The 22046-nt window shown below is 38.8% G+C and carries 23 protein-coding genes; 9 read left to right on the top strand and 14 right to left on the bottom strand.

The genetic code is table 11. The features are described 5' to 3' along the window. The first annotated feature begins 11 nt into the window (after positions 1–11). Entirely contained in the window at positions 12–797 is a 786-nt protein-coding gene (locus CC99x_RS02490) for a TraX family protein (RefSeq protein ID WP_057625520.1), read from the top strand. A gap of 247 nt (positions 798–1044) precedes the next feature. Beyond that, positions 1045–1407 carry a hypothetical protein gene (locus CC99x_RS02485; RefSeq protein WP_057625519.1) on the top strand — a complete coding sequence of 121 codons (363 nt, stop codon included), beginning with the start codon at positions 1045–1047 and terminating at the stop codon, positions 1405–1407. Between the two features lie 76 nt (positions 1408–1483). Here CC99x_RS02485 and CC99x_RS02480 read toward each other — a convergent pair whose 3' ends face one another. From CC99x_RS02480 to CC99x_RS02465, 4 genes are all read right to left on the bottom strand, one after another. Continuing rightward, entirely contained in the window at positions 1484–2209 is a 726-nt protein-coding gene (locus CC99x_RS02480; RefSeq protein WP_057625518.1) for a hypothetical protein, read from the bottom strand. A gap of 579 nt (positions 2210–2788) precedes the next feature. Further along, positions 2789–3097 carry a hypothetical protein gene (locus CC99x_RS02475; RefSeq protein WP_057625517.1) on the bottom strand — a complete coding sequence of 103 codons (309 nt, stop codon included), beginning with the start codon at positions 3095–3097 and terminating at the stop codon, positions 2789–2791. A gap of 323 nt (positions 3098–3420) precedes the next feature. After that, positions 3421–4137, bottom strand: a complete 717-nt coding sequence (locus CC99x_RS02470) for a hypothetical protein (protein WP_057625516.1) — start codon at positions 4135–4137, stop codon at positions 3421–3423. 180 nt (positions 4138–4317) lie between these two features. Next, on the bottom strand, positions 4318–5760 hold the full coding sequence (locus CC99x_RS02465) for a mannose-1-phosphate guanylyltransferase/mannose-6-phosphate isomerase (RefSeq protein WP_057625515.1): 1443 nt from the start codon (positions 5758–5760) through the stop codon (positions 4318–4320). 309 nt (positions 5761–6069) lie between these two features. On the opposite strand from CC99x_RS02465, the gene CC99x_RS02460 reads away from it, so the two are divergent. Beyond that, positions 6070–6939 carry a PfkB family carbohydrate kinase gene (locus CC99x_RS02460; RefSeq protein ID WP_057625514.1) on the top strand — a complete coding sequence of 290 codons (870 nt, stop codon included), beginning with the start codon at positions 6070–6072 and terminating at the stop codon, positions 6937–6939. A gap of 4 nt (positions 6940–6943) precedes the next feature. Continuing rightward, positions 6944–8821 carry an MFS transporter gene (locus CC99x_RS02455; RefSeq protein WP_057625513.1) on the top strand — a complete coding sequence of 626 codons (1878 nt, stop codon included), beginning with the start codon at positions 6944–6946 and terminating at the stop codon, positions 8819–8821. Between the two features lie 183 nt (positions 8822–9004). On the opposite strand, the gene CC99x_RS02450 is transcribed toward CC99x_RS02455, so the two are convergent. Continuing rightward, positions 9005–9415, bottom strand: a complete 411-nt coding sequence (locus tag CC99x_RS02450; protein ID WP_057625512.1) for an acyl-CoA thioesterase — start codon at positions 9413–9415, stop codon at positions 9005–9007. 3 nt (positions 9416–9418) lie between these two features. Further along, entirely contained in the window at positions 9419–9769 is a 351-nt protein-coding gene (locus CC99x_RS02445) for a DUF4286 family protein (protein ID WP_057625511.1), read from the bottom strand. A 34-nt stretch (positions 9770–9803) separates the two neighbouring features. Between CC99x_RS02445 and CC99x_RS02440 the strand changes: the two genes are divergently transcribed. Then, positions 9804–11636 (top strand): peptidoglycan D,D-transpeptidase FtsI family protein, encoded by a 1833-nt coding sequence (locus CC99x_RS02440; protein ID WP_083477413.1) that lies wholly within the window; start codon positions 9804–9806, stop codon positions 11634–11636. 296 nt (positions 11637–11932) lie between these two features. Here CC99x_RS02440 and upp read toward each other — a convergent pair whose 3' ends face one another. The 6 genes from upp to pomA all read right to left on the bottom strand — a co-directional run bounded on the left by upp (position 11933) and on the right by pomA (position 16265). Next, positions 11933–12586, bottom strand: a complete 654-nt coding sequence (gene upp, locus CC99x_RS02435; protein ID WP_057625509.1) for a uracil phosphoribosyltransferase — start codon at positions 12584–12586, stop codon at positions 11933–11935. Positions 12587–12598: 12 nt separating this feature from the next. Next, positions 12599–12805, bottom strand: a complete 207-nt coding sequence (locus CC99x_RS02430; protein ID WP_057625508.1) for a hypothetical protein — start codon at positions 12803–12805, stop codon at positions 12599–12601. A gap of 1 nt (position 12806) precedes the next feature. Further along, positions 12807–13529 carry a DUF445 domain-containing protein gene (locus CC99x_RS02425; protein ID WP_057625507.1) on the bottom strand — a complete coding sequence of 241 codons (723 nt, stop codon included), beginning with the start codon at positions 13527–13529 and terminating at the stop codon, positions 12807–12809. Between the two features lie 119 nt (positions 13530–13648). After that, the gene (locus CC99x_RS02420) at positions 13649–14284 is read right to left on the bottom strand and encodes a PilZ domain-containing protein (protein WP_057625506.1); all 636 of its coding nucleotides are present in this window, start codon (positions 14282–14284) and stop codon (positions 13649–13651) included. Positions 14285–14397: 113 nt separating this feature from the next. After that, positions 14398–15468 (bottom strand): flagellar motor protein MotB, encoded by a 1071-nt coding sequence (locus tag CC99x_RS02415; protein WP_057625505.1) that lies wholly within the window; start codon positions 15466–15468, stop codon positions 14398–14400. Positions 15469–15500: 32 nt separating this feature from the next. Continuing rightward, positions 15501–16265, bottom strand: a complete 765-nt coding sequence (gene pomA, locus CC99x_RS02410) for a flagellar motor protein PomA (protein WP_057625527.1) — start codon at positions 16263–16265, stop codon at positions 15501–15503. Positions 16266–16489: 224 nt separating this feature from the next. Between pomA and CC99x_RS02405 the strand changes: the two genes are divergently transcribed. From CC99x_RS02405 to folE2, 4 genes are read left to right on the top strand one after another with little or no spacing between them, the layout of a single operon-like run. Then, the gene (locus CC99x_RS02405) at positions 16490–16714 is read left to right on the top strand and encodes an exodeoxyribonuclease VII small subunit (RefSeq protein WP_445971453.1); all 225 of its coding nucleotides are present in this window, start codon (positions 16490–16492) and stop codon (positions 16712–16714) included. Further along, positions 16711–17616: a polyprenyl synthetase family protein gene (locus CC99x_RS02400; protein ID WP_057625503.1), complete on the top strand. Its 906-nt coding sequence runs from the start codon at positions 16711–16713 to the stop codon at positions 17614–17616. Before CC99x_RS02405 ends, CC99x_RS02400 begins: the two co-directional genes overlap by 4 nt. Then, positions 17617–19530: a 1-deoxy-D-xylulose-5-phosphate synthase gene (gene dxs / locus CC99x_RS02395; protein ID WP_057625502.1), complete on the top strand. Its 1914-nt coding sequence runs from the start codon at positions 17617–17619 to the stop codon at positions 19528–19530. Between the two features lie 28 nt (positions 19531–19558). Continuing rightward, a complete protein-coding gene (folE2, locus tag CC99x_RS02390; protein ID WP_200953509.1) occupies positions 19559–20377 on the top strand; it encodes a GTP cyclohydrolase FolE2 in 819 nt (272 codons plus the stop codon). Between the two features lie 110 nt (positions 20378–20487). Here folE2 and csrA read toward each other — a convergent pair whose 3' ends face one another. Both csrA and CC99x_RS02380 read right to left on the bottom strand, forming a co-directional pair. Further along, on the bottom strand, positions 20488–20697 hold the full coding sequence (gene csrA, locus CC99x_RS02385; protein WP_057625500.1) for a carbon storage regulator CsrA: 210 nt from the start codon (positions 20695–20697) through the stop codon (positions 20488–20490). A 72-nt stretch (positions 20698–20769) separates the two neighbouring features. Further along, complete coding sequence (locus CC99x_RS02380) at positions 20770–22023, bottom strand: aspartate kinase (protein ID WP_057625499.1); 1254 nt, start codon at positions 22021–22023, stop codon at positions 20770–20772. Between the last annotated feature and the right edge of the window lie 23 nt (positions 22024–22046).

Genomic DNA, 22046 nt, shown 5'->3' with positions numbered 1-22046 from the left:
AAACGCTTCTGATGAATACGCAAACAAAAAATAATAACGCAGCAAATACCTGGCTATCTAATGTATACAAGTATGGCAAGTCTGTTAATAGTCACGATGCACTCAAAATAGCTGCGATTACTTTGATGTTTATCGATCATATAGGTTACTACCTTTTTGACAATAACAGTGTCATGCGCTTGATAGGTAGAAGTGCTGCCCCTCTTTTTTATTTTTTGATTGGTTATACGGGAAAAGTAAATTGTAAACCAAGCCTACTCATCTATGGCGGCATCTTATCATTAACGGGTTTACTGTTTGGTCACACCTTCTGGATTAATATACTTTACACCTTTATCTTTGCTTATTTAATCTTGCTGTATATTCCGACAACCAAGCTTCCTGTTTTCGTGTCTATAGGTTTGATGGTTGCTTTGATTGCAGCAAACTCTGTTCTCTATCCTTATGTAGAGTACGGCACACTGGGTATTATCATTGCGATTACTGCACATTGGCTAAAAGAGAAAGTACCTTTAGCAGGTCTCTGGCTTGCCTTGGCCTTAGGCTTGCACATGTTTTGGCAAGCATTGGTATTCAATCTCTTTCGAACCACCGTATTTACCTACGGCACTCTTTTCATAACACTGTCACTTTGGTTAGTGTTATATAACTATAAGCTGATCAGCCTTAAGATCCCAAAGCTATGCATTTTTCCCAGCCTGCTTATTTCTCGTTATTCTTTGGATATTTATTTTTATCATGTGTTTTTGTTAAAAGCCTACCATCTGGCACATAAGTACGGTTATTGGTTTTTTTAAAGTTTTTTTCATGTACAACAAGCATATATATAATACCTACTTTAATTTCAGTATTTTTGCGAATATTGAATAAGATCATATCCTTAAAGCTTCGTGAAGTATCACCTTTGTTTAGCTATACCAACCAAAACACATAGCGCCTTGTCTTTACAGCAAAAAACCTCAGCATTGACTTCATTTTTAGTATTTAGTTTAATAACCAAATACGCTCTTTTTCAACTTTCTGATGTCGTTAGGTGTCCCCATCATGAAACACAAATTTATTGATATGCTAAAAACTTGGTTAAAAACACTTTCTAGTAGTGATGTAAAGAAAACAACTGTGCATTCACCTTGGCAAGAGTATGAAACATTATCGCTCATACCCTTGGAAGAATTAGAAGAAATGATTAAAAAAGAAGAACAAGAAACAAAAGCAACGCAAAAAAGAGATGCTCTTAGTGATATGAGGCTAGAAACAAACACAACAGAAAGCGCTGAAGGTCCGCATATTGCCGATCTCTCTAGCAATTACCCAATGCCACCTGTCATTACCTGCTTTACCATTGATGACTCGGTTGATCCCAATTTACGCATCACTCATTATCCACCCAGTAATGCTTTGCATTAATTTTTTTAAAGTGAAAATTAGAAATAAAAAAAGCGAGGTTACCCTCGCTTTTTTTATGACACAATGAATCAAAGGATTATTGTAGTTTACTAGAAGTTTTCTTCTGTATTTGTGCTTGAACCATTCTTTCCATATTACCAAGCATCTCAATCTTTTTATCTTCTGATAATTTATTGAATTTTAAAATATTCGAAGCTGCGTTTTTTGATTGGTCTCCAAAGGCAACAACTGTTTGGGGACTCAATTCGTTAAATGCTGCCAATACAGCGCCTGTCATTTTAGCAACAGCCTGTTTGTGAGCTTCATTAACATATTTGGCAACCAATTCTGCATGAGAAGGCTTCAAGCTAACAACAACAGGTGTTTCATCAACATGCGAACTGCTGCTTGCGCCACCACTAAATATAAAAGGCTTTGGTTGTTCTTTCTTAGCTTCAATGCTTGGCCCAATCAAACTAACAGGCTTAATAGAATCTAGATCTTCAGCCAAAGGCTTAACAGTGATTTTTTCATCACTAGGCTTCATAATATTTTTTACAGCAGCAGTAACACCATAAATAGCAGCAACAGTGCTTGCAAGTGTGCCTGCAGCAACGGTTAAATAAGATGCGCCTTCAGACATGCCAGTCATATCAGATAACCCTTGTGCTGTATTAACGAGCATTTCTGGCGAATGTAATTCAAAGCCATAACCTTCTAAGGTTCTGCAAAGTAAATCTGCTGTTTCACAAATAGGTTCAGGTACACTGCTGCTACCGAACATAGTTTGGTAAATTTTTACTGGGTTGATGAAATCTAACATGGTCTCGGTTCCTCTCAATTATTAAAAAAAAATCACTTCAATGAAGACGATTATAAGCAGATTTTATTATTGGTCAATCGAATAACTTCTGTTTAAGATGAAGGGACTTATTGTGCGGTTAAGCGGAATAATTGCTGAAAAAATTGATAAAAAATTATTTCTCGTCACTGTTTTAGACACTTATTATTTGCTTTTTTGAAAAAGATAAAGAGAAGAATCTCTATAAGGCATTTAAGCATGGCACAACATCTTCTCGTCTTTGCGAGAAGCGTAGCGACGAAGCAATCTATCTTGAGGTCTTTAAAGAGCACGCTGTAAGAAAGATTTCAAGATAGATTGCCACGCAAAAGACGTTATCGTTTATCTCTTATTTCACATTTCTCCTGCGTCTTTTGCTCGCAACGACGAATCTTAATTCGTGAGTATTATTCAGATTGTAATGGCAGAAAATGGGCACATAACTTTCCTAGGCACTTAAGGTTCAGCGCTGTTTATCATAGGTCAAGCAAACAAAAAACAACAGACAAAAAAAAGCAGGCTTTCGCCTGCTTTTTCCATATTAAAGATTTCTCTTTAGTATTATTTGCTGTACTTAGAAGCTAAACGTGCTGAACGACGTGGGCCTGTTGTTTCAGCTTTTGTTTCAGGGTTTTGAACAGAAGAAATTTCCTCAGAACCTTCAGCTTTTTCAGATTTACCAAGAATTGCATCTTTGTTCATGTATGCAGCAACACCACCAGCAACTAAAGCTGTACCACCAGCAATTGCAGCGATTGAAGTTAAGTAAGGAGCAACATAGCACTCATAAACACTCTTGCAAACTTCTTCTACTACTGGGCAATTGTAACCAGCTGTTGAACAAGTTACGCCTTTGATGAAATCTAACATAATATATACTCCGAGTTGTGGTTGAAAAATTATTTAAGAGACAAGGCTAAGTATAATGATATTTTGTTAGTTGGCAATCAAATACAGGTCAATTGAGATAAGTGGTAGCGCTTTTCTTATAGGTGGTAAAAATCCCTATTTTTAAGCTGTTTTTCGCTTATTTTTTAGTCATTACTGACAGAATACATGTATTAAAATCACTAAAATAACAGCGTATACTGAACGGCGGCCACAATATTTACTCTATACAAACAATTCTGAGAGAAAAAAAAAGCCCGATATTTATCGGGCTTTTTAGCATTTTAATCGACTTTTACTTTATCTTAAAAAGTAACTTTTACACGCGCACCATTATCTTCTTTAGGAGAAGGCATACCAATTGCTTCTGCAAGCGCAAGATAATGCGCGTCATCTTTAGGATATGAACCATCTCTAGGCAAACCTAATAATGCTAAAGCATCTGCCGCAGAGCGCTGAATTACTTGCTGTCCATAAAGCACTTTAGACTTAGGAAAACCTGGCAACTGCTTAAGCCTAGCAACATTCTCTTGAGAAATTCCAAGTGCATCCGCAATGGAAGAATGATGCTCACCAGTATTTGCTTTTAAATAATCAAATACTTTACTCAAAATTGTAGCCACAGGTAATTTTTTAGGCTGAACAATAGGATCTTTCATTTCTTGTTCTTCTTCAACAGAGCTTCCTGTACCTGTATCAGTATGATCTAAATCTCCAAGCACGCTATTCTCATCTTCGCTAACAACCTTAATCTCATCTGCTACATTTAAATCAGATGCTGTTTTAGCCTTAATTTTTTGAACAGCAAAGGCAGAGCCAACAACCGTACTACCGATTAAAGTTGCTGCCACAAGCGCCGATGTTGCTGGATTTTCTCGAACATAATCCATTAATTGTTCACTAAAGTCTTTATAGAATAGATGCTCCCACCAGCCTTGGCCTCTTAAATAGTCATATACAGCATCTGGACAATAATTTTCACAAGTATCATGGAAAGCTTTTGTTTTAAAAAAATCTAGCATATTTGTACCTATAAAGTGATGAATGAATTAGTGGTTTCAGAGCACTTTAATACCATTAAGCTAGTTAAACAAGTTTATCGCTATAAAAAGAGACCAGTGGTTGAAATTTTCTGTTAATTGGTGGGAATTCAATATTTTGGCCGCAGGCAAGCTACGGCACGAATGAAGTATTTAAATAGATTACTCTACACTTATTTCATCAATAGGCATTTTAACTTCTTCTCTACCATATTGATCATGAAAACGCTCAATATCATCTTCACCCAAATAAGCACCAGACTGTACTTCTATGATTTCAAGTGGAATTTTGCCAACATTTTCTAAACGATGCATAACACCGGTAGGAATATAAGTAGATTGGTTTTCTGAAAGCAAAAAGGCTTCTTCGCCACGCGTTACTTTGGCAGTACCTTTGACAACAACCCAATGCTCAGAACGATGATGATGGCGCTGCAATGATAATTTACCACCGACATTCACGGTAATATGTTTTACTTGAAAACGTTCACCATTATCAATCGACTCAAAACATCCCCAAGGACGATGCGTACGCTGATGCTGAAATACTTCTTTGCGGTTTTGTATTTTCAGCTGAGATACTACTGTCTTGATGGATTGACTGTGCGCTTTATTTAAAACCAATACCACATCAGGTGTTTCAATAATAATCAAGTTTTCAACACCAACAGCAACCACTAAACGCTGCTTAGACTGTAATAAACAATTCTTAGTCTCAACAGCCAGCACATCGCCTTGGCAGGCATTACCATCGGTATCTTGTGGGTATATTTCAGCCAAGGCATCCCAAGCACCGACATCTTTCCAAGCACTTTGCAAGGGCACAACCACCGCATCTGTTGTTTTTTCCATAACCGCATAATCAATAGAATCACTCGGGCTTTTTTCAAAACTTGCTATTTGTGGTCTGATAAAATCAATATCTGTCATTCGATGCTGAAAAGACCGTTGTGTTGCCTGATAGATTTCAGGTGCAAAAGTCTGCAACTGCTCTAAATATACTTTGGCTTGGAATAAAAACATACCACTGTTCCAAAGATAATTCTGGCTTTCTAAGAATTGCACGGCTTTATCTAAATTTGGCTTTTCTATAAAACCTTGTACAAGACAGGTATCTTCTTTATATTTTTTTCCTTTTTCAATGTAGCCATAACCCGTTTCAGGCGCAGTCGGTACTACACCAAAAGTAACAAGCTTGCCTGCTTGTGCAGCACAAATACCTTGTTCAACTGTTTTCTTAAAACCTGCCATATCAGGGATGATGTGATCACCTGGCAATACAAGCAAAATGGCTTCTGAGTCTTGTGTCAATGCATAAAAAGCAGCTAAAGCAACAGCAGGTGCGGTACTTCTCATCACGGGTTCAATCAGAATAGGCATGGGAGGAATATTCAGTGCACGAATTTGCTCTGCAATTAAAAATCGATGCTCTTCTCCCCCCAAAACCAAGGGCGCAACAGGTGCTAAACTCAGTGCACGTTGAATCGTTTTTTGAAATAAACTTTTGTCATCTAACAAATGTATAAATTGCTTAGGATAACTTTCTCGAGACAGTGGCCATAATCGACTCCCTACCCCTCCCGCTAAAATAACAGGTACTAACATCCTTTTCTCCATCATGATGATTTATTATTTTTTTCCTCATCCTAACCTGAGCTTTATTACTAAGCAATTTTATCTCATACTAAATTTATAAATTAAACAAACTAATTGTGGCTGTCCTGTTAAATCTATGGGTGTCCTATAAGTAAAAAAAGAAGACATGAAAGATGACTTTCTAATTTATTACCGTTATGCTTTTAACATCAAATGATAGCCTCTATTAGTCGTGGATCAGGCTCAAAATAAAAAAGGGACGTTCCGTTATACGGAGTGAATAGTTGCGATGCAAGTTAACTTGATTTAGGGATGATTATGAGGATCTATAATCTCGGCTCGTTAAATATAGAACACGTCCATCAAATAGAAAGCACGACCACCAATGAAACCCAATCTTGCAATGACTACCATCGTACACCCGGTGGCAAAGGCTACTACCAATCTATTGCCATTGCGCGCGCAGGCGCACCTGTTTGTCACATCGGTTTTATTGGTCCTGAAGGCAGCTTTATCAAAAAAAGCTTAGCAAGCAACGGCGTGGACACAACACATATCTACAAAGTTGATCATAATAGCGGTCAAGAATTTGTACATGTCACTCCAGAAGGACAACTTCATAAAGCACGTTATCAAGGCGCGAATGCTTCCTTTGAAAAAAACTTCATTGATAGCATATTTAAAGGTCTGGATCCTAAAGCTTTATTGCTCATCCAAAATGAAATCAATGATATACCCACTATCCTCGAACAAGCCAAAGCCTATCACTTAGATGTTAGCTTTCACCCCTCGCCCTTTACACCTGAAACCTTAGACTATCCCTTTGAATTAGTAGATACCCTTATCTTCAATTTGGAAACAGGCAAAAAGTTAAGCCATCAAGAAGAACCCAATGCCATTATTGAAGCTTTAATGAAAAAATATCCAAATCTAGCCTTGATCTTAACACTGGGTGACAAAGGTGTCTGGTATGTCGATAAAACACAAAAGATCAAAGTTCCAGCAGATCCTGTGCATGTCATTGATGAAAATCAAGCAGGTAATACCTTTGTTGGTTATTACTTAGCGCATAAACTGAAACAACACCCCATTGAAAGCTGTTTAAAAATTGCGAGCCGTGCCAGTGCCTTATGTGTAACACGCAAAGGAAAAAGTGCAACCATCCCCTATCTTGCAGAGATCAAATAACTTTATGAAAACACAAAATCAATTCCAGCTATTTAAAGAAAGAAGATTTCTGCCCTATTTTTTTGTACAATTTTTTGGAGCATTAAATGATAATATTTTTAAGAATGCCCTATTAACATTGATAGCTTTTGGGGCATTCAACCAAGAAACAAGAGAACTGCTCACCAACTTAGGTGCTTTACTCTTCATCTTACCCTTCTTTTTGTTTTCTGCCTTAGCAGGACAATTGGCAGATAAATATAAAAAAGCACACATAATCCGCTACATTAAGTTTGTAGAAATTCTTATCATGGGCTGTGCTACCATTGCATTTTGGCATCATCAACTTGCATTACTGTTCGTTATTTTATTTTTTATGGGTTCACATTCAGCGTTTTTTGCACCCGTAAAATATAGTATTTTACCACAATATTTAGAACGAGATGAGTTAGTAGGTGGCAATGGATTGGTTGAAATGGGAACCTTTGTTGCTATCTTATTAGGCACTATCCTAGGGATTTTGTTGATCCGGATACACACAAGCACTCTATTCATCAGCATCGCTATTATGCTCACTGCTGTTTTGGGATTTATGACTTCATTATGGATCCCCAATCAAAAAACAATTTCCAATCCAGATTTAAAAATTAATTGGGAACCTTTCTCTCAAACCTGGTATGTCTTAAAAAGAGCCGCATCACAACGAACCATATTTCTAACCATTTTAGGTATTTCTTGGTTTTGGTTTTTTGGCTCAGTGATTATCACTCAATTATACAACTACAACCAAGATATTTTGCATGGCAATGAAGCGGTCATGATCTTAATGATTTCTATCCTATCCATTGGTATTGGACTGGGTTCGCTCTCTTGTGAAAAATTATCAAGACACAAAGTTGAAATCGGTTTAGTGCCTTTTGGCTCTATTGGACTCACACTGATTACAATTGATTTAAGCTTTGCTCATGGTCTATACCCTGAGCAAGTCATTAATGTCAGTACTTTTTTGTCTCATTGGGAAGGCTGGCATATATTAATTGATTTGTTTTTCTTCGGTATTTTTGGAGGATTGTACAGCGTGCCGCTCTATGTATTGCTCCAATCTCGCACCGAAGAAAAAGAACGCTCACAGATGATTGCTGCAAACAGTGTCTTAAACGCGCTCTTCATGGTAGTAGCCAGTTTATTCTCTATTGCACTTCTTACACTGGGCTTATCCATTCCACAACTATTTTTAGTGATTGGCTTTTGTAATCTAGCGGTTACCATGTATCTATACAAACTACTACCCGAATTCTTGATGCGCTTTATTGCCTGGTTGCTCATCAATTGTATTTACAGAGTAAAAATTACAGGAATTGAAAACATTCCTGAAGAAGGGCCCGCTATTATTACTTGTAACCATGTCAGTCTCGTTGATCCGATTGTTGTAATGGCCTCCTGCCACCGCCCTATCCGCTTTGTCATGGATCACCAAATATTTAAAATACCCCTCTTAAAATTTGTCTTTCAAACAGCTGGATGTATCCCCGTTGCCTCTGAAAAAGAAAATCCAGAAATAAAAGAACGCGCTTTTGCTCTGGTGAAAGAAGCATTAGACAGGGGTGAATTGATAGGACTCTTCCCAGAAGGAAGCTTAACCAGTAATGGTAATATTCAACAATTTAGAAAAGGCTTAGAGCGTATCTTAAATAACAATCCTGTACCTGTGGTACCCATGGCTGTACAAGGACTGTGGGGTAGTTTTTTCAGTAGGCGCTATGGAAAGGCAATGCTACATTGGCCAAGACAATTCTTATTTTCCAAAATTGGTCTGCAAATTACAAAGCCTATCCCACCAGAGGAATTCAATCTTGAAGAACTAAAAAATATTACCCAAAATTTGCGCGGAGATTGGGAGTAGTTTTTATCTAAGCTCACCCGCCGCGCTCTCCTAAATTTAAGGAGAACGTTCATTTTTGAGGTCAGTTTGAATAAAAAATGGGTTCAAAAAGCGGAGCATACACCAAGTATGTGAGCAATTTTGGAGCCATTTTTTATTCAAAATGGCCCAAAAAGGGGCGTTCCGTGATACAGAGTGCTGTGATTAGCACTGCCATATGATAGGCGTAGGCTTCCCCTTGTCATCAATCGCCACAAAGGTAAACAAGCCTTCTGTTACTTTATGCTTAGTGTTATCTAACAAACGCTCAACCCATACTTCTACTTCTATGGTGACTGAAGTATTACCACGCTTAGAAATACTCGCATAACAACATACTACGTCACCAACATAGACTGGCTGCAAGAATACCATTCTATCAATCGCAACTGTTGTCATACGGTTACGAGAGCATTTATGTGCTAAAACAGCCCCCCCTAAATCCATTTGTGAGACTAACCAACCACCAAAAATATCTCGATAACGATTGGTATTTTTAGGCATGGCAATATTTTTGATGACTAATTCGCCTGTAGGCTCATTTGCTTCTTGCGTTGAAGTTGGGTTTGCACTCATCCATCAATCCTTAAAACTATTTAACGGGTTTAAAACTCGGCGTGTTGCAGAAAATTGCTTAGGAAATCTTGCAATACCATCCGCTCTCATTGATTGAGCATAGCGCTCGAGATAATACTTCAATGCTATTTTGTCATGCATTTCATAATGCACCACAACCTGCCTTGCTTGCTCTAACACAACTTCATTCTTTTCTTCAGCTAATAACCCTTCAACTTCTTGGGGATCATAAACCACCGCTCGAATAAAGCCTTTTAATTTAAGCATCTCACCAATATGCTCATACAACCAACTCATAAATTCATGTTGGATTGCGGGTTCTATTCTTAAGTTTACTTCATATATAATGGACATGTTTTTTAACTCCATTTCTTGAAATCAAATCACCGTGCGAAATACAACGACTGATAATAATCATCGGTATCAAACTCGTGGCTTTCAATCCACTGAGCAAGAAATACCCTCTACATCAATCCGAAGACGTTTGATTAAATTCGGCTTTATTGTATTTTTGCTTATTTTAATCGTCAGGCTTTTTACATTACACATTACCCAGAATGATTTCTTGCGTAAACAAGGTAATGCAAGAACTTTGCGCACTATACAAATCCCATCTTATAGGGGATTGATTACAGATAGGCGCGGCGTTCCCTTAGCGGTCAGTACCCCTGTAGACGCTATTTGGATGAATCCTAAACTATTCAATCCAAGTGATGAACAATTACACAAATTATCTAGTTTACTAAACTTAGAAGCCAGAGAGATATTATCTAAACAAACTCAATATGCCACGAAATCCTTTGTTTATCTAAAGCGTGGACTCCCTCCTAATGTTGCTAGTCAAGTGGCTGAACTGCGTATTGCTGGTTTGGGGAAAAATAGAGAATTTAAACGTTTCTATCCTTCAGGAAAACAAGTTGCACAATTAGTTGGCTTTACAGATATCGATGATGTAGGGCAAGCCGGATTAGAACTCAGCTTTGAAAATCATCTTAAACCTAAAATCGGCAAAAAACGTGTCTTAGAAGACAGAATGGGCAATTGGATCCAAGATATCGATCAATTTGAAGCGCCTAAATCAGGTCAAAATATCGCGCTTAGTATTGATCTCCGCATACAAAGCATTGCGCTTCGTGAACTCGAAGCAGCTGTTGAAAAATTTGGTGCAAAATCAGCAACGCTGGTCATGATAGATATCGAATCCGGCGAAGTCTTAGCAATGGTCACTGCCCCCTCTTACAATCCCAACAACCCTAAAGAACGTGTTGGCGATGCAGTACGCAACAAAGCACTGACTGATCAATTAGAACCAGGCTCTACAGTAAAACCCATTTCTGTCTTAAGTGCCTTAGCATCTGAACAATTTGATCCTAATACTATTATCGATACTTATCCTGGTACCATGCGTGTTGGTGATCACGTTGTCCGAGATCTACGCAATTACGGCAAACTATCGATTAAAGAAATTTTAGAGCGCTCTTCAAATGTGGGTGTAAGTAAAATTACATTGAGCCTTCCTTCTAAACAATTAATCAATACTTTCGACAAATTAGGCTTAGGTACCGGAACACTCACCTCTTTTCCAGGTGAACAAGGCGGAAAACTCCCACCACCACCTCACCCTAAAAATCCTTTTGGGCATGCAACCTTAGCATTTGGATATGGATTAGCAGTCACCCCCATACAGCTTGCACAAGCATATGCGGTCATTGGCGCCAAAGGCATTAAACGACCAGTAAGCTTGATTAAGCAAGAAGGAAAGCCTCAAGAAGAACGTGTGCTACCTCAAAATATTTGTGAGTCAATGTTAGAAATGTTAGTTTCTGTTGGCCACAGAGCAAAAGTATCAGGATTCCTCACAGCTGGTAAAACCGGCACTATTCGTGTTGTCGGTCCACAAGGTTACGATCCTAATCGACATATTGGATTATTTGCAGGCGTTTCTCCTGTTAAAAATCCTAAACTTGCAACTGTTGTGATCGTTGAAGAGCCAGATGAAAAGCATTATTACGGTGGTTTAACCGCAGCACCTATTTATAAAAATGTGGTAAGCCAAGCGTTGATTGTGCTCAATGTACCACCAGAATTCGAACAGGCTCCCATTATGGCCAAAAATGAAACTGTACCTGCAACGCCCGTTGAAAATAAAGTTGTTGCTACAACGACGAACAAATCATTGCTTAAAAACAGAAGAAATGAAGGCGCGGGTAATCGGGCTTAGGTTTTTAAGAGAATTTCCGATGAGCGAAGCGAATAAGAAATCCCATTTTTTGAAGGGGGACGCGCACTGACAAGTGCGCAAGGGGGATTGATGCTGAGGATTTAAGGTCAAACAGCTAAATCCCTCTGCTTGGCGCAGCTACGCTGCTGCCAAGCTTCTCCCTTTACAAGGTGAGAACACATGTTCGCTTTGCGAACGAAGAAAAAGACATTTCCTCGCTCATTGTCAGCTTGTGTAGAAAAGACTACTTTACACTGTTAATAAATACTTAAAGATTTTATCAAGCGAGAAGAGTACTAGACAGTACCAAACATACGGTCGCCCGCATCTCCCAACCCCGGTCTGATAAATCCATGCTCATCCAACCCTCTGTCTAAACAAGCAGAGAAGACTGGCACATCTGGGTGCTGTTTAAAGAAAGCTCTTAATCCTTCAGGTGCAGCTAATAAACAAACAACCGTAATATCTTTCACTTGATTTTCTTTTAACGTATCAACAGCACGTATTGCGGAGCCACCTGTGGCTAACATAGGATCACAAACATAAAACGGTCTTTGATGACTCGTTTCTGGTACTTTAAAATAATAGCCTTCTGGTTGAAGCGTTTTCTCATTACGAAATAAACCAATATGCCCCACTTTAGCGGAAGGCAAAAGAGATAACATTGCTTCCACCATACCAATACCCGCTCTTAAGATTGGCAAAATAACAGGAGCAGGACCTGATAAGACAGGTGATTGCATCATTTCCATTGGCGTACGGATGTTTTCTAATGTGAGTTGTAAATTCTGTGTCGCTTCATAAGCAATTAACAATGTCAGCTCATGCACCAATTCACGAAATAATTTATATTCTGTATCTCTGTTTCTCAGCAAAGATAATTTACTAGAAACCAATGGATGCTTTACTTGAAAAAAATACGGAAATTCATGATTCCGAATAAGTGCCATTTTCCCCTCTCTTTAATGATAAATTCGTTTGTCTTCTAGTAATAAAGAAGCAGCTATGGAAGCTTTATATAAGATAAAAGGATCAGAATGATTTAAACCATCTTGAATATCTTCAATATAAGGATGTCTACGACCAATTTTTTCCCAATATTGAGATAAAAAGCTTAAAGTTTCTCTGAGAAATACTATATATTCGTTGAAGGACTGTTGACTTCTCATGCTATATTAAACTCTTTATGAAGCCAATTAATCCACCAAATACACCACCCCAAACAACCAGCCACCCCAAATGCTCTCTGATCATTCTTTGAATGATTTGCTTTATATGTTGAGGTGTTAATTCTTTTAAGCGATCATCTATCATAGACTCTACTGTATCTCGAAACGCTAAACGCGTGCCTTCATTCATCTGCGCATTTGATGATTGAAAATCTTCAATGAGTTTCTCTAAGACAAGTTTAATTTTTTCTTGAAGTGGCGCTTTCAATTTATCAAGGGCATTTGCCCCACCAAACATACTCAGCATAGCGCCAATAGAAGAATTCTGTATTTCTTGCATTAAAGACTGATAGATCTTTTCATAATCGATTTGTTCTTTAAAATGTGTAACTGTTGTTTGACTAAGCGCGGCCAAAGGATTTGCTTTAATATGTGGTGCATCAAAAAACTCGCCCATCATAAGCTGCTTTATACCGGCTTTAAATTGATTAAATTGAGTCGGAATCACACCTGAACCATATAACCCAGGTATCTTTTCAAATAACATGTAAATTGCAAGCCAGTTGGTCAATGCCCCGGAAAAAGCAAAATAACCTATGTTGCTTAAACACGCTGCAGATGCCGGATTATTGATAACAAAACTAGCAGCAATACACAACAAAGCCACAACATTGGTGGCAAAGCTTTTATTGAAGAAAATAGCTGTAGGAGATACTGCTTGCATTTATACACTAATTACTGCTCATTTAAGTAGTTAGGAGTGTACCACAAGCATAAATACAATTGAATCCAAACCAAGACAAGGTGATTGAAACGTCTGACAAGGCGGCAATATTTTGCTGCCTAACTACGAAGATGCTTCTTGCTCGACCGTAATAGCTCTACTTCACGTTTGATTACATGCTGAATAAGTCTTTCTGAATCTTCACCTCTTATTTCAACGAAATTCACAGCAATTCGGAAGGGGTTTTCAGCTGAATAGCCAATATTTTCAGATAAAGCTACTTTTTCACTGCTAACAATCTCACCCAAACACACAATATACTGCCTACTAGGCAATAATATTATTTCAACCTGCACTGTTTGCCCTTTTTCTATGGGAGTAGGTGCCATAAAGCTAATACCACAACCGCTGAGGCTGACTGTTACTGGCTCTCTATTGAAAATACTGCTATTTTTTCTTCGATCGTTAGGGGGGCCTTTTGCAATGACATTTAGTTTTCGGTTCAATAATTCTATTGCCTGCGAAAGTAAAAGATTTTCTTTCTTTGATTTTTTAATAAGATCTTGGATATCTGATTCGAGCATTACAAAAGTATGATAGAGATCTGGACATAAATCTTCTCCAGATTTCAATTTTCGACTCTGAAGTTGCTTCTCTTCTTCAGATAAAGTTTTATAGCTAAGAACAACCTTGTCTTCAATGCGAAAATAGCGACGACGCTCTACATCATTCCTAGGTGCTTTAGGTGCAGTCATGATATTCCCTAAAAATTGTATCCATTATCCCTGCGTTCTTAATGATTATACCTCAAAATTCACATTGACAAAAAGTTAAACTCACTGAGTATCTATTTAACTTTTGTATATTTTTAGTCATGCAACAAAAATTTCTGATCAACTTCTTGAGATTTTATTGGTTTGGCTGGCTCAATATACACTGAATCTTTCATTGACTCTTGGTTTTTAGGTATTGAACGCTTAATGCCAGCACTGGGTATGGAGGTCACTTTTTTCTCTAACACAGGCCCAAGTGCAGGCACTATTACTGACTTAAATTCTTTTGTCAACTTCTCTTGATTAAGCTCATGACTCATATTATTAACATGAGCAGTAGTATTTTGATCTAATATAATTTCAATGCGCCGATTACTCGCTCGATGTGCTTTTGAATCATTCGCGAACAATGGTTTACTGTCTGCATGTCCCAAGATAGAAACTCTTTTTTTATCTAAAGTGCTATTTGGGTTATTTAATAACAAATGCGCCACGCTGGCTGCACGCACAACAGAAAGATCCCAGTTAGAACGAAAATCACTTGTAAAAACAGGCAAATCATCTGTATGTACTTCTATGCTGATATTACCATCTGAATGCTCGAGGATTCTACGAATTTTATTTAAGATAGGCATAAATGAAGCACGGACTTCATTTTCTCCCGTAAAAAATGAATCTTGTTCTAAAATACGGATCACAATATGCTGCTCGTGTGGTTCAATCTCTATCGTGCCATTTAAAATCTCATTAACCAGCTGTTTTGCTATATCTATAGCGGCTTGTTCTGATTTCTCTTCCCTTTCTTTTTTTTTCTTTTCTTTTACTTTTTCAAAAATAGCTTCATCCAATTCAACTTGATTGGGCATAGCCACCATTTCTGTCTTCACTTCATTTAAGGTGCTTGCTTCGTTGCTTGGATTAAAGCCTCTTGCAATCGCACGTACCTCTTGAGGCAGTGCATCCAAGCCACCTTCTTGTCGTGCACCAAAGGTTTCAACCATAGATATAGCTATTTTTTTAAATTTTTCAGTTTCTATTTGAGAAAAAGACAGCTGTAATACAAAGAAGCACATCAATAAAGACATTAAGTTACCAAAAGTCACAACCCAGGCGGGAACACCTGGCTTTTCAAGCTTTGCAACATCCTCTATATCATTAGATATCATAGTCAATTACTAATCCCTTTTGCTCATTCTCTTCATTCTTTCGGGCTTTTGGTGACTCTCTTGGAGTTAGGCATATATTGCATTAAGGTTTCCTCAATGAGACGCGGATTGTGACCCGACTGAATACCCAATAAGGCGTCCAATACCAATGCTTTTGAGCGTCTTTCTTCTGAGGATCGAAGCTCTAATTTATCAGCAATCGGGTTTGCAATCATGTTAGCAAGCATCGCGCCATACAAGGTTGCTAAAAGTGCAATTGCCATAGACGGCCCAATAGCGCTTGGATCAGACATGTTACCAAGCATCAAGACTAAACCAATCAATGTACCGATCATACCCATCGCTGGCGCAACTTCTGCAAGAGAACGAAATACTTTTTGTGCAACCATATGGCGTTCAAATGCTAAATTCATATCTTTTGATAACATCAATTTTACGACATCCGGCTCATGACCATCGATCATTAATTGTACGCCTCTCTTCATAAAATGATTTTTGACTTCAATGCCTTCTAAGGCCAATAAACCACTTTTTCGTGCAGCTGTTGCAATTTTTACAGCCTCGTCAATACATTCTGCAGGATTAAATTTCTTAAAAAGAAATATTTTACCTGCCGATTTAAAAGCACCAAGAAACTGCTTGAAACCAAACTTTGTCATCACAACTAAAATACTGCCTAAAACAACAATAGAAATAGAAGAGATATCGAAAAATGAGCCTATGCCTCCCCCCATAATCATGCTATAGGCAATAATGGCAAAAGAACCAATCAAGCCAATAAACGTTGCTAAATCCACACTCATTCTCCATGATAAAAACAGATGTTTTGCCTTACATTTTAGCCATGAAAAAGCGCACTTGCTGCAAATAGCGGCCCTTGCTCACTTTTGCAATTTCGATGATCAGTACCCTTTATTGGAAATCCAACTAAATTATTCGTTTTGTAGATAATGACTCTAAATATTGACCACAGAACAACATTTAAGTTATTTTTGGCGTTTATTTTCGATTGATGAATCCTGTGGCTAACAAAAAAATATCTAAATCTGTTGATTTTGAAGGTTCTTTAAAAGAACTAGAAGAAATTGTCGCTAAAATGGAAGGCCAAGAACTGAGCTTAGAAGCTGCACTTGCTCAATTTGAAAAAGGCATTTCTCTAGCTAAACAGTGTCAAATCACTCTACAAAATGCCAAACAACGAGTTGAAAAGCTCATTGAAGAAAACGGCGACAATAGCGCTCAATGAAGGTATTGAATGTATTATCAGGTTCATTCGAAGACAAGCTTTCCCAAGTACAAGCTCGCCTGCCTGAATTATTAAAAAGCTTTCTCCCCCCACCTAATACTGTTTTGCATGAAGCAATGCATTATGCCTGCTTAAATGGTGGCAAACGCTTAAGGCCATTGTTGGTGTATGCCACTGCAGAAGCCTATGCACTTCCTTGGGAGACCTTGGATGTCTTGGCGGTCGCTGTAGAGCTGATCCATTGCTATTCTCTCGTACATGACGATTTACCTGCAATGGATGACGATGATCTAAGACGAGGTAAAGCAACCTGTCACAAGGCTTTTGACGAGGCAACAGCGATTCTCGTGGGCGATGCGCTACAGGCGCTGGCTTTTGAAATTCTATCTGACACCACAAAGTCGTGTATTTCCCCTCATTATTTATTGCCGATTATCTGCACCCTTGCCCAAGCAATAGGGCCTCAGGGTATGGTGCTAGGACAAGCCTTAGACATGGCAGCAACCGCTCGAACCATTTCTACACAAGAATTAATTACTTTACACCACGCTAAGACTGGGGCATTGATCAATGCTTGTGTACAATGTAGCGCTATCGCATGCGGTGAAACAGACTCAAATAAGTTAGCCTTATTGCAAAATTATGGTCGTTCGATTGGATTGGCATTTCAGATACAAGATGACCTCTTAGATGTTACAGGAGAGAGCTACGTGCTTGGCAAACAAACAGGTATGGATCAAGAAAATCAAAAAAATACTTTTGTGTCTATATTTGGCCTTGAACACGCTAAAAAACATGCAAAAACACTTTTCATAGAAGCAACTCAATATTTAGAAACATTAAATAAACCTAGCCAAACATTACACGACATCGCTTATTATTGTGTCGCAAGGGTTATGTAAATGACGCTCAATGCAAGTCACATTTCATTAGAGAATATTTATTCTCCTGAAGATTTAAAAAAAGTACGCGCACAAGACTTGCCCATACTAGCAGAACAATTGCGCCGATTTTTATATGAAACACTCAACAAAACAGGCGGTCACTTCGCTGCAGGTCTAGGCGTGGTTGAACTAACGCTTGCCCTACATTATGTGTTTAAAACACCTGAAGATAAAATTATATGGGACGTGGGTCATCAAGCCTATCCTCATAAAATACTCACAGAAAGACAATCTCTATTGCATACTATTCGTCAAAAAGATGGTCTAGCTCCTTTCCCGGTGCGAGAAGAAAGCCCCTATGATGTCTTTGGTGTAGGGCATTCAAGTACTTCTATCAGTGCTGCCTGTGGTATGGCGCAAGCCAATCAATTATTGGGCAAGAAGGATAAAGTCATTGCCGTGATTGGCGATGGCGCCATGACAGCTGGCATGGCTTTTGAGGCACTGAATCATGCGGGTGATTTGAAAACCAATATGCTGGTTATTTTAAATGACAATGATATGTCTATTTCGGGTAACGTTGGCGCACTTTCTAATTATTTTGCACGTATTTTATCGAGCAAAATGTATACTTCAATGAAGCAAAACTCAAAACGCGTACTCTCTCGTATTCCGCCCGTGTGGGAATTTGCCAGAAAAACAGAATCACATTTAAAAGGTATGATAGCACCTGGCACGCTTTTCGAAGAATTAGGCTGGAATTATCTAGGACCTGTTGATGGGCATGATATTCCTACTTTATTGAAGACTTTGTCGAATCTAAAAGCATTACCAGGTCCACAATTACTGCATGTGATCACGCAAAAAGGTAAAGGCTATCCCCTTGCAGAGCAAGATCCTATTAAATATCATGCTGTTAATAAAGGTTTTTATAGATCCTCAACAGGCTGCTCACAACCTGCCAGCAGTGCTAGCCCATCCACTGAAAAATCCATGCCCTCTTATTCAGATATTTTTGGTGCATGGCTATGTGAAATGGCAGAAAAAGACGATCGTATTGTGGGTATCACACCAGCAATGTGTGAAGGCTCAGGCATGGTGAACTTTAAAGAAAAGTTTCCAAATAGATACTTTGATGTCGGCATCGCAGAACAACACAGCGTTACCTTCGCGGCAGGCTTAGCATGCGAAAATATTAAGCCAGTTGTAGCAATCTATTCAACCTTTCTACAGCGTGCTTATGATCAATTAATCCATGATGTGGCTTTACAAAATCTCCCTGTGCTCTTTGCTTTGGACAGAGCAGGATTGGTGGGCGATGGCCCCACACATTCAGGCAGTTTTGATCTTAGCTTCTTAAGATGCATTCCCAATATGATTATCATGGCACCCAGCGATGCTAATGAATGTAGGCACATGCTCTACACCGGCATCGTGGCGAATGGTCCAAGTGCAGTGCGTTACCCACGTGGCTCAAGTCATTGGGTAGAGTTAGATAAAGAATTAAAGGCTTTGCCCCTTGGCAAAGGCGAAATAAAGCGCCAAGGTAAGCATATTGCTATCTTAAGTTTTGGCAGCCTCTTACAAACCGCATTAGAAGTGGGAGATGCACTCAACACAACTGTTGTAAATATGCGCTTTGTAAAACCCTTGGATGAGGCATTAATTCTCAAATTAGCTGAAACGCATAGTACAATTGTAACACTTGAAGAAAACGTCGTAATTGGTGGCGCAGGACAAGGCGTAAGTGCATGTTTAAATCAACATGGCTTAAATGTTAAGATAATAAATCTGGGATTACCAGATTATTTTATAAGTCATGGGGATCCTAAACTCCTGCTAGCCAGCTGTGGACTTGATAAAAACAGTATCATTCATCGCATTATGCAGGAAGAGACTTGTCAAAAGGTAGTAAGTACCGTAAATTCTTAAACTTTCTGTGATGCTAAGGTTTCTTAAGTTGAATAACACATTTGAAGATATCCAAAATTGGCCTGATAATCGCAACATTTCTGTTGATAGAGTTGGGATCCGTGGTATCAAGCACCCTGTTCGATTCGAAGATTGGGTAGAACAAGGCAACATTGCTAGCCAACATCTGACTGCAACCATTGATATGATGGTGAATCTACCCAAAGATGTAAAAGGCACACACATGTCGCGTTTTGTAGAAATACTCAATGCACAAGAAGTTGTACTCAGCATTGCAAATATGCCTTATTGGTTAGATGCCATGGCGACTAAATTAGAAGCACAACATTGTTTTTTCAAAGCAAATTTTGACTATTTTCTAACGAAAACGGCGCCTATTTCTAAAGTCAAAAGCTTAATGGACTACCAAGTAACACTCAATGGTGTTCTGTATGAAGGTGTTCCTCAAACCATTGTAACGGTTGTTATTCCTGTTACCTCATTGTGCCCATGCTCTAAAAAACTCTCAAAATATGGCGCACATAATCAACGCTCACATATCACGCTTACCTTAGAAGCACGTCCAAATCTTTCATTACAAAAAATCATTCAATTGGTTGAAAGTAATGCTTCTTGCGAACTTTACGGCATTGTAAAACGCAACGATGAAAAATATATCACTGAAAAAGCTTATGAAAATCCGAAGTTTGTTGAAGATATGGTGCGAGACGTGGCACACGCTTTGAGCAAAGAAGACACCTTATTGGGCTATAAAGTTGCTTCAGAAAATTTTGAATCAATACACAATCACTCTGCTTACGCTGAAATTGATTGTTTAACACTCCCTGCTATGATACGCGCGCTGTAAGAAATTGTAGAATGCTATTCTCAAATTCTTTACTTTAAAAACACGAAGAGCCAAGTTCCAGTTATTATCCTGAAATTGGCTCTCATTTGAGAAAGTTACTTCATCAGCAACTACTCTCCTGCGTCTGATGAATGACCTTCGTGTGAACCTTGTTCTTTTTCTTTTTGGATACGCTGGTAAATTTCTTCACGATGTACAGAAATTTCTTTAGGCGCATTCACCCCGATTCGAACTTGGTTGCCTTTAACACCTAATACCGTAACCGTGACATTGTCTCCGATCATGAGGGTTTCACCGATACGACGCGTCAAAATGAGCATTGTCAATCTCCTTTACAACAAAACAAGACGCCTTAAGCGTCTTGTTAAAAATAATCTTTTTATTAAACGCTACTAGGCACGTATGCGTGATGGGTATTCCTCTTGTACAGGCGCTTTATGCAATTCAAAGGCATCATGCAACGCCCTAACACCCAACTCTAAGTACTTTTCGTCCATCACCACAGATACTTTAATTTCTGAAGTTGAAATTAACTGGATGTTTATACCTTCTTGTCCAAGAATTTTGAACATAGTACTTGCAATACCAGCATGTGATCGCATGCCTACACCGACAAGCGAAACTTTCGCTATCTTTGTGTCTCCGACCACACTTTTTGCTTTCATCTCTTTGGCTACTGCTTTCAGAATCTTTAAAGCTTGATCATAATCTCGGCGGTGAACGGTAAATGTAAAATCAGTCGTACCGTCGTCCCCAAGATTCTGAATAATCATATCAACTTCAATGTTTGCATCACTGATGGGCATTAAAATTTTGGCAGCGACTCCCGGTACATCAGGAACCCCCCGAACAATTAACTTCGCTTCATCCCGACTAAATGCAATGCCCGAAACCACCGCATGTTCCATATTATTATCCTCGTAGGTGATTAAAGTGCCAGGCCCCTCAACAAAGGTTGAAAGCACTCTAAGCGGCACATTATATTTCCCAGCAAACTCAACGGCACGGATCTGTAACACGTTCGCTCCCAGACTTGAAAGCTCCAGCATCTCTTCAAAAGTGACGCAAGACATACGCCGAGCATCAGGTACCGTTCTTGGATCGGTAGTATATACACCATCGACATCCGTATAAATCTGGCACTCATCTGCTTCTAAACGCGCAGCCAACGCTACAGCGGTCGTATCTGAACCACCACGCCCTAAGGTCGTAATGTCCCCGTTTTCATCAACGCCTTGGAATCCTGCAACCACGACAACAAAGCCCGCCTTGAGATCACGACGAATATTTTCTTCGTCTATAGCAACAATGCGTGCTTTATTAAATTGGCTGTCCGTTTGAATAGGTACCTGAAATCCCATATAGGATTTCGCTGGGCATCCGATGTCTACCAGAGCCATACTGAGTAGCGCAATCGAAACTTGTTCACCTGTAGATAATAAGACATCCATTTCTCTGGGATGAGGATGTGCACATAAATTGGTAGCAAGTTTCTCTAATCTATCTGTCTCATGTCCCATAGCAGAAACAACTACTACAAGATCATGACCTTGCTTCCTCGCCATCATGACTTTTTTGGCCACATAGCGAATAGAATCCAGATCTTTTACTGAGGTACCACCGAATTTTTGTACTATTAAGCTCATCAACTTATCCAAACAAGGCTGAA

It is taken from the genome of Candidatus Berkiella cookevillensis, from assembly GCF_001431315.2.
Taxonomy (GTDB): domain Bacteria; phylum Pseudomonadota; class Gammaproteobacteria; order Berkiellales; family Berkiellaceae; genus Berkiella_A; species Berkiella_A cookevillensis.
This window is presented reverse-complemented; position numbering and strand designations above follow the sequence as displayed.

What these genes read in the sequence shown, in the direction of transcription:
- CC99x_RS02490 (WP_057625520.1), top strand. Translation starts at nt 12, where the DNA reads ATGAATACGCAAACAAAAAATAATAACGCAGCAAATACCTGGCTATCT.
- CC99x_RS02485 (WP_057625519.1), top strand. Translation starts at nt 1,045, where the DNA reads ATGAAACACAAATTTATTGATATGCTAAAAACTTGGTTAAAAACACTT.
- CC99x_RS02480 (WP_057625518.1), bottom strand. Translation starts at nt 2,209, where the DNA reads ATGTTAGATTTCATCAACCCAGTAAAAATTTACCAAACTATGTTCGGT.
- CC99x_RS02475 (WP_057625517.1), bottom strand. Translation starts at nt 3,097, where the DNA reads ATGTTAGATTTCATCAAAGGCGTAACTTGTTCAACAGCTGGTTACAAT.
- CC99x_RS02470 (WP_057625516.1), bottom strand. Translation starts at nt 4,137, where the DNA reads ATGCTAGATTTTTTTAAAACAAAAGCTTTCCATGATACTTGTGAAAAT.
- CC99x_RS02465 (WP_057625515.1), bottom strand. Translation starts at nt 5,760, where the DNA reads ATGTTAGTACCTGTTATTTTAGCGGGAGGGGTAGGGAGTCGATTATGG.
- CC99x_RS02460 (WP_057625514.1), top strand. Translation starts at nt 6,070, where the DNA reads ATGAGGATCTATAATCTCGGCTCGTTAAATATAGAACACGTCCATCAA.
- CC99x_RS02455 (WP_057625513.1), top strand. Translation starts at nt 6,944, where the DNA reads ATGAAAACACAAAATCAATTCCAGCTATTTAAAGAAAGAAGATTTCTG.
- CC99x_RS02450 (WP_057625512.1), bottom strand. Translation starts at nt 9,415, where the DNA reads ATGAGTGCAAACCCAACTTCAACGCAAGAAGCAAATGAGCCTACAGGC.
- CC99x_RS02445 (WP_057625511.1), bottom strand. Translation starts at nt 9,769, where the DNA reads ATGTCCATTATATATGAAGTAAACTTAAGAATAGAACCCGCAATCCAA.
- upp (WP_057625509.1), bottom strand. Translation starts at nt 12,586, where the DNA reads ATGGCACTTATTCGGAATCATGAATTTCCGTATTTTTTTCAAGTAAAG.
- CC99x_RS02430 (WP_057625508.1), bottom strand. Translation starts at nt 12,805, where the DNA reads ATGAGAAGTCAACAGTCCTTCAACGAATATATAGTATTTCTCAGAGAA.
- CC99x_RS02425 (WP_057625507.1), bottom strand. Translation starts at nt 13,529, where the DNA reads ATGCAAGCAGTATCTCCTACAGCTATTTTCTTCAATAAAAGCTTTGCC.
- CC99x_RS02420 (WP_057625506.1), bottom strand. Translation starts at nt 14,284, where the DNA reads ATGACTGCACCTAAAGCACCTAGGAATGATGTAGAGCGTCGTCGCTAT.
- CC99x_RS02415 (WP_057625505.1), bottom strand. Translation starts at nt 15,468, where the DNA reads ATGATATCTAATGATATAGAGGATGTTGCAAAGCTTGAAAAGCCAGGT.
- CC99x_RS02400 (WP_057625503.1), top strand. Translation starts at nt 16,711, where the DNA reads ATGAAGGTATTGAATGTATTATCAGGTTCATTCGAAGACAAGCTTTCC.
- dxs (WP_057625502.1), top strand. Translation starts at nt 17,617, where the DNA reads ATGACGCTCAATGCAAGTCACATTTCATTAGAGAATATTTATTCTCCT.
- csrA (WP_057625500.1), bottom strand. Translation starts at nt 20,697, where the DNA reads ATGCTCATTTTGACGCGTCGTATCGGTGAAACCCTCATGATCGGAGAC.
- CC99x_RS02380 (WP_057625499.1), bottom strand. Translation starts at nt 22,023, where the DNA reads ATGAGCTTAATAGTACAAAAATTCGGTGGTACCTCAGTAAAAGATCTG.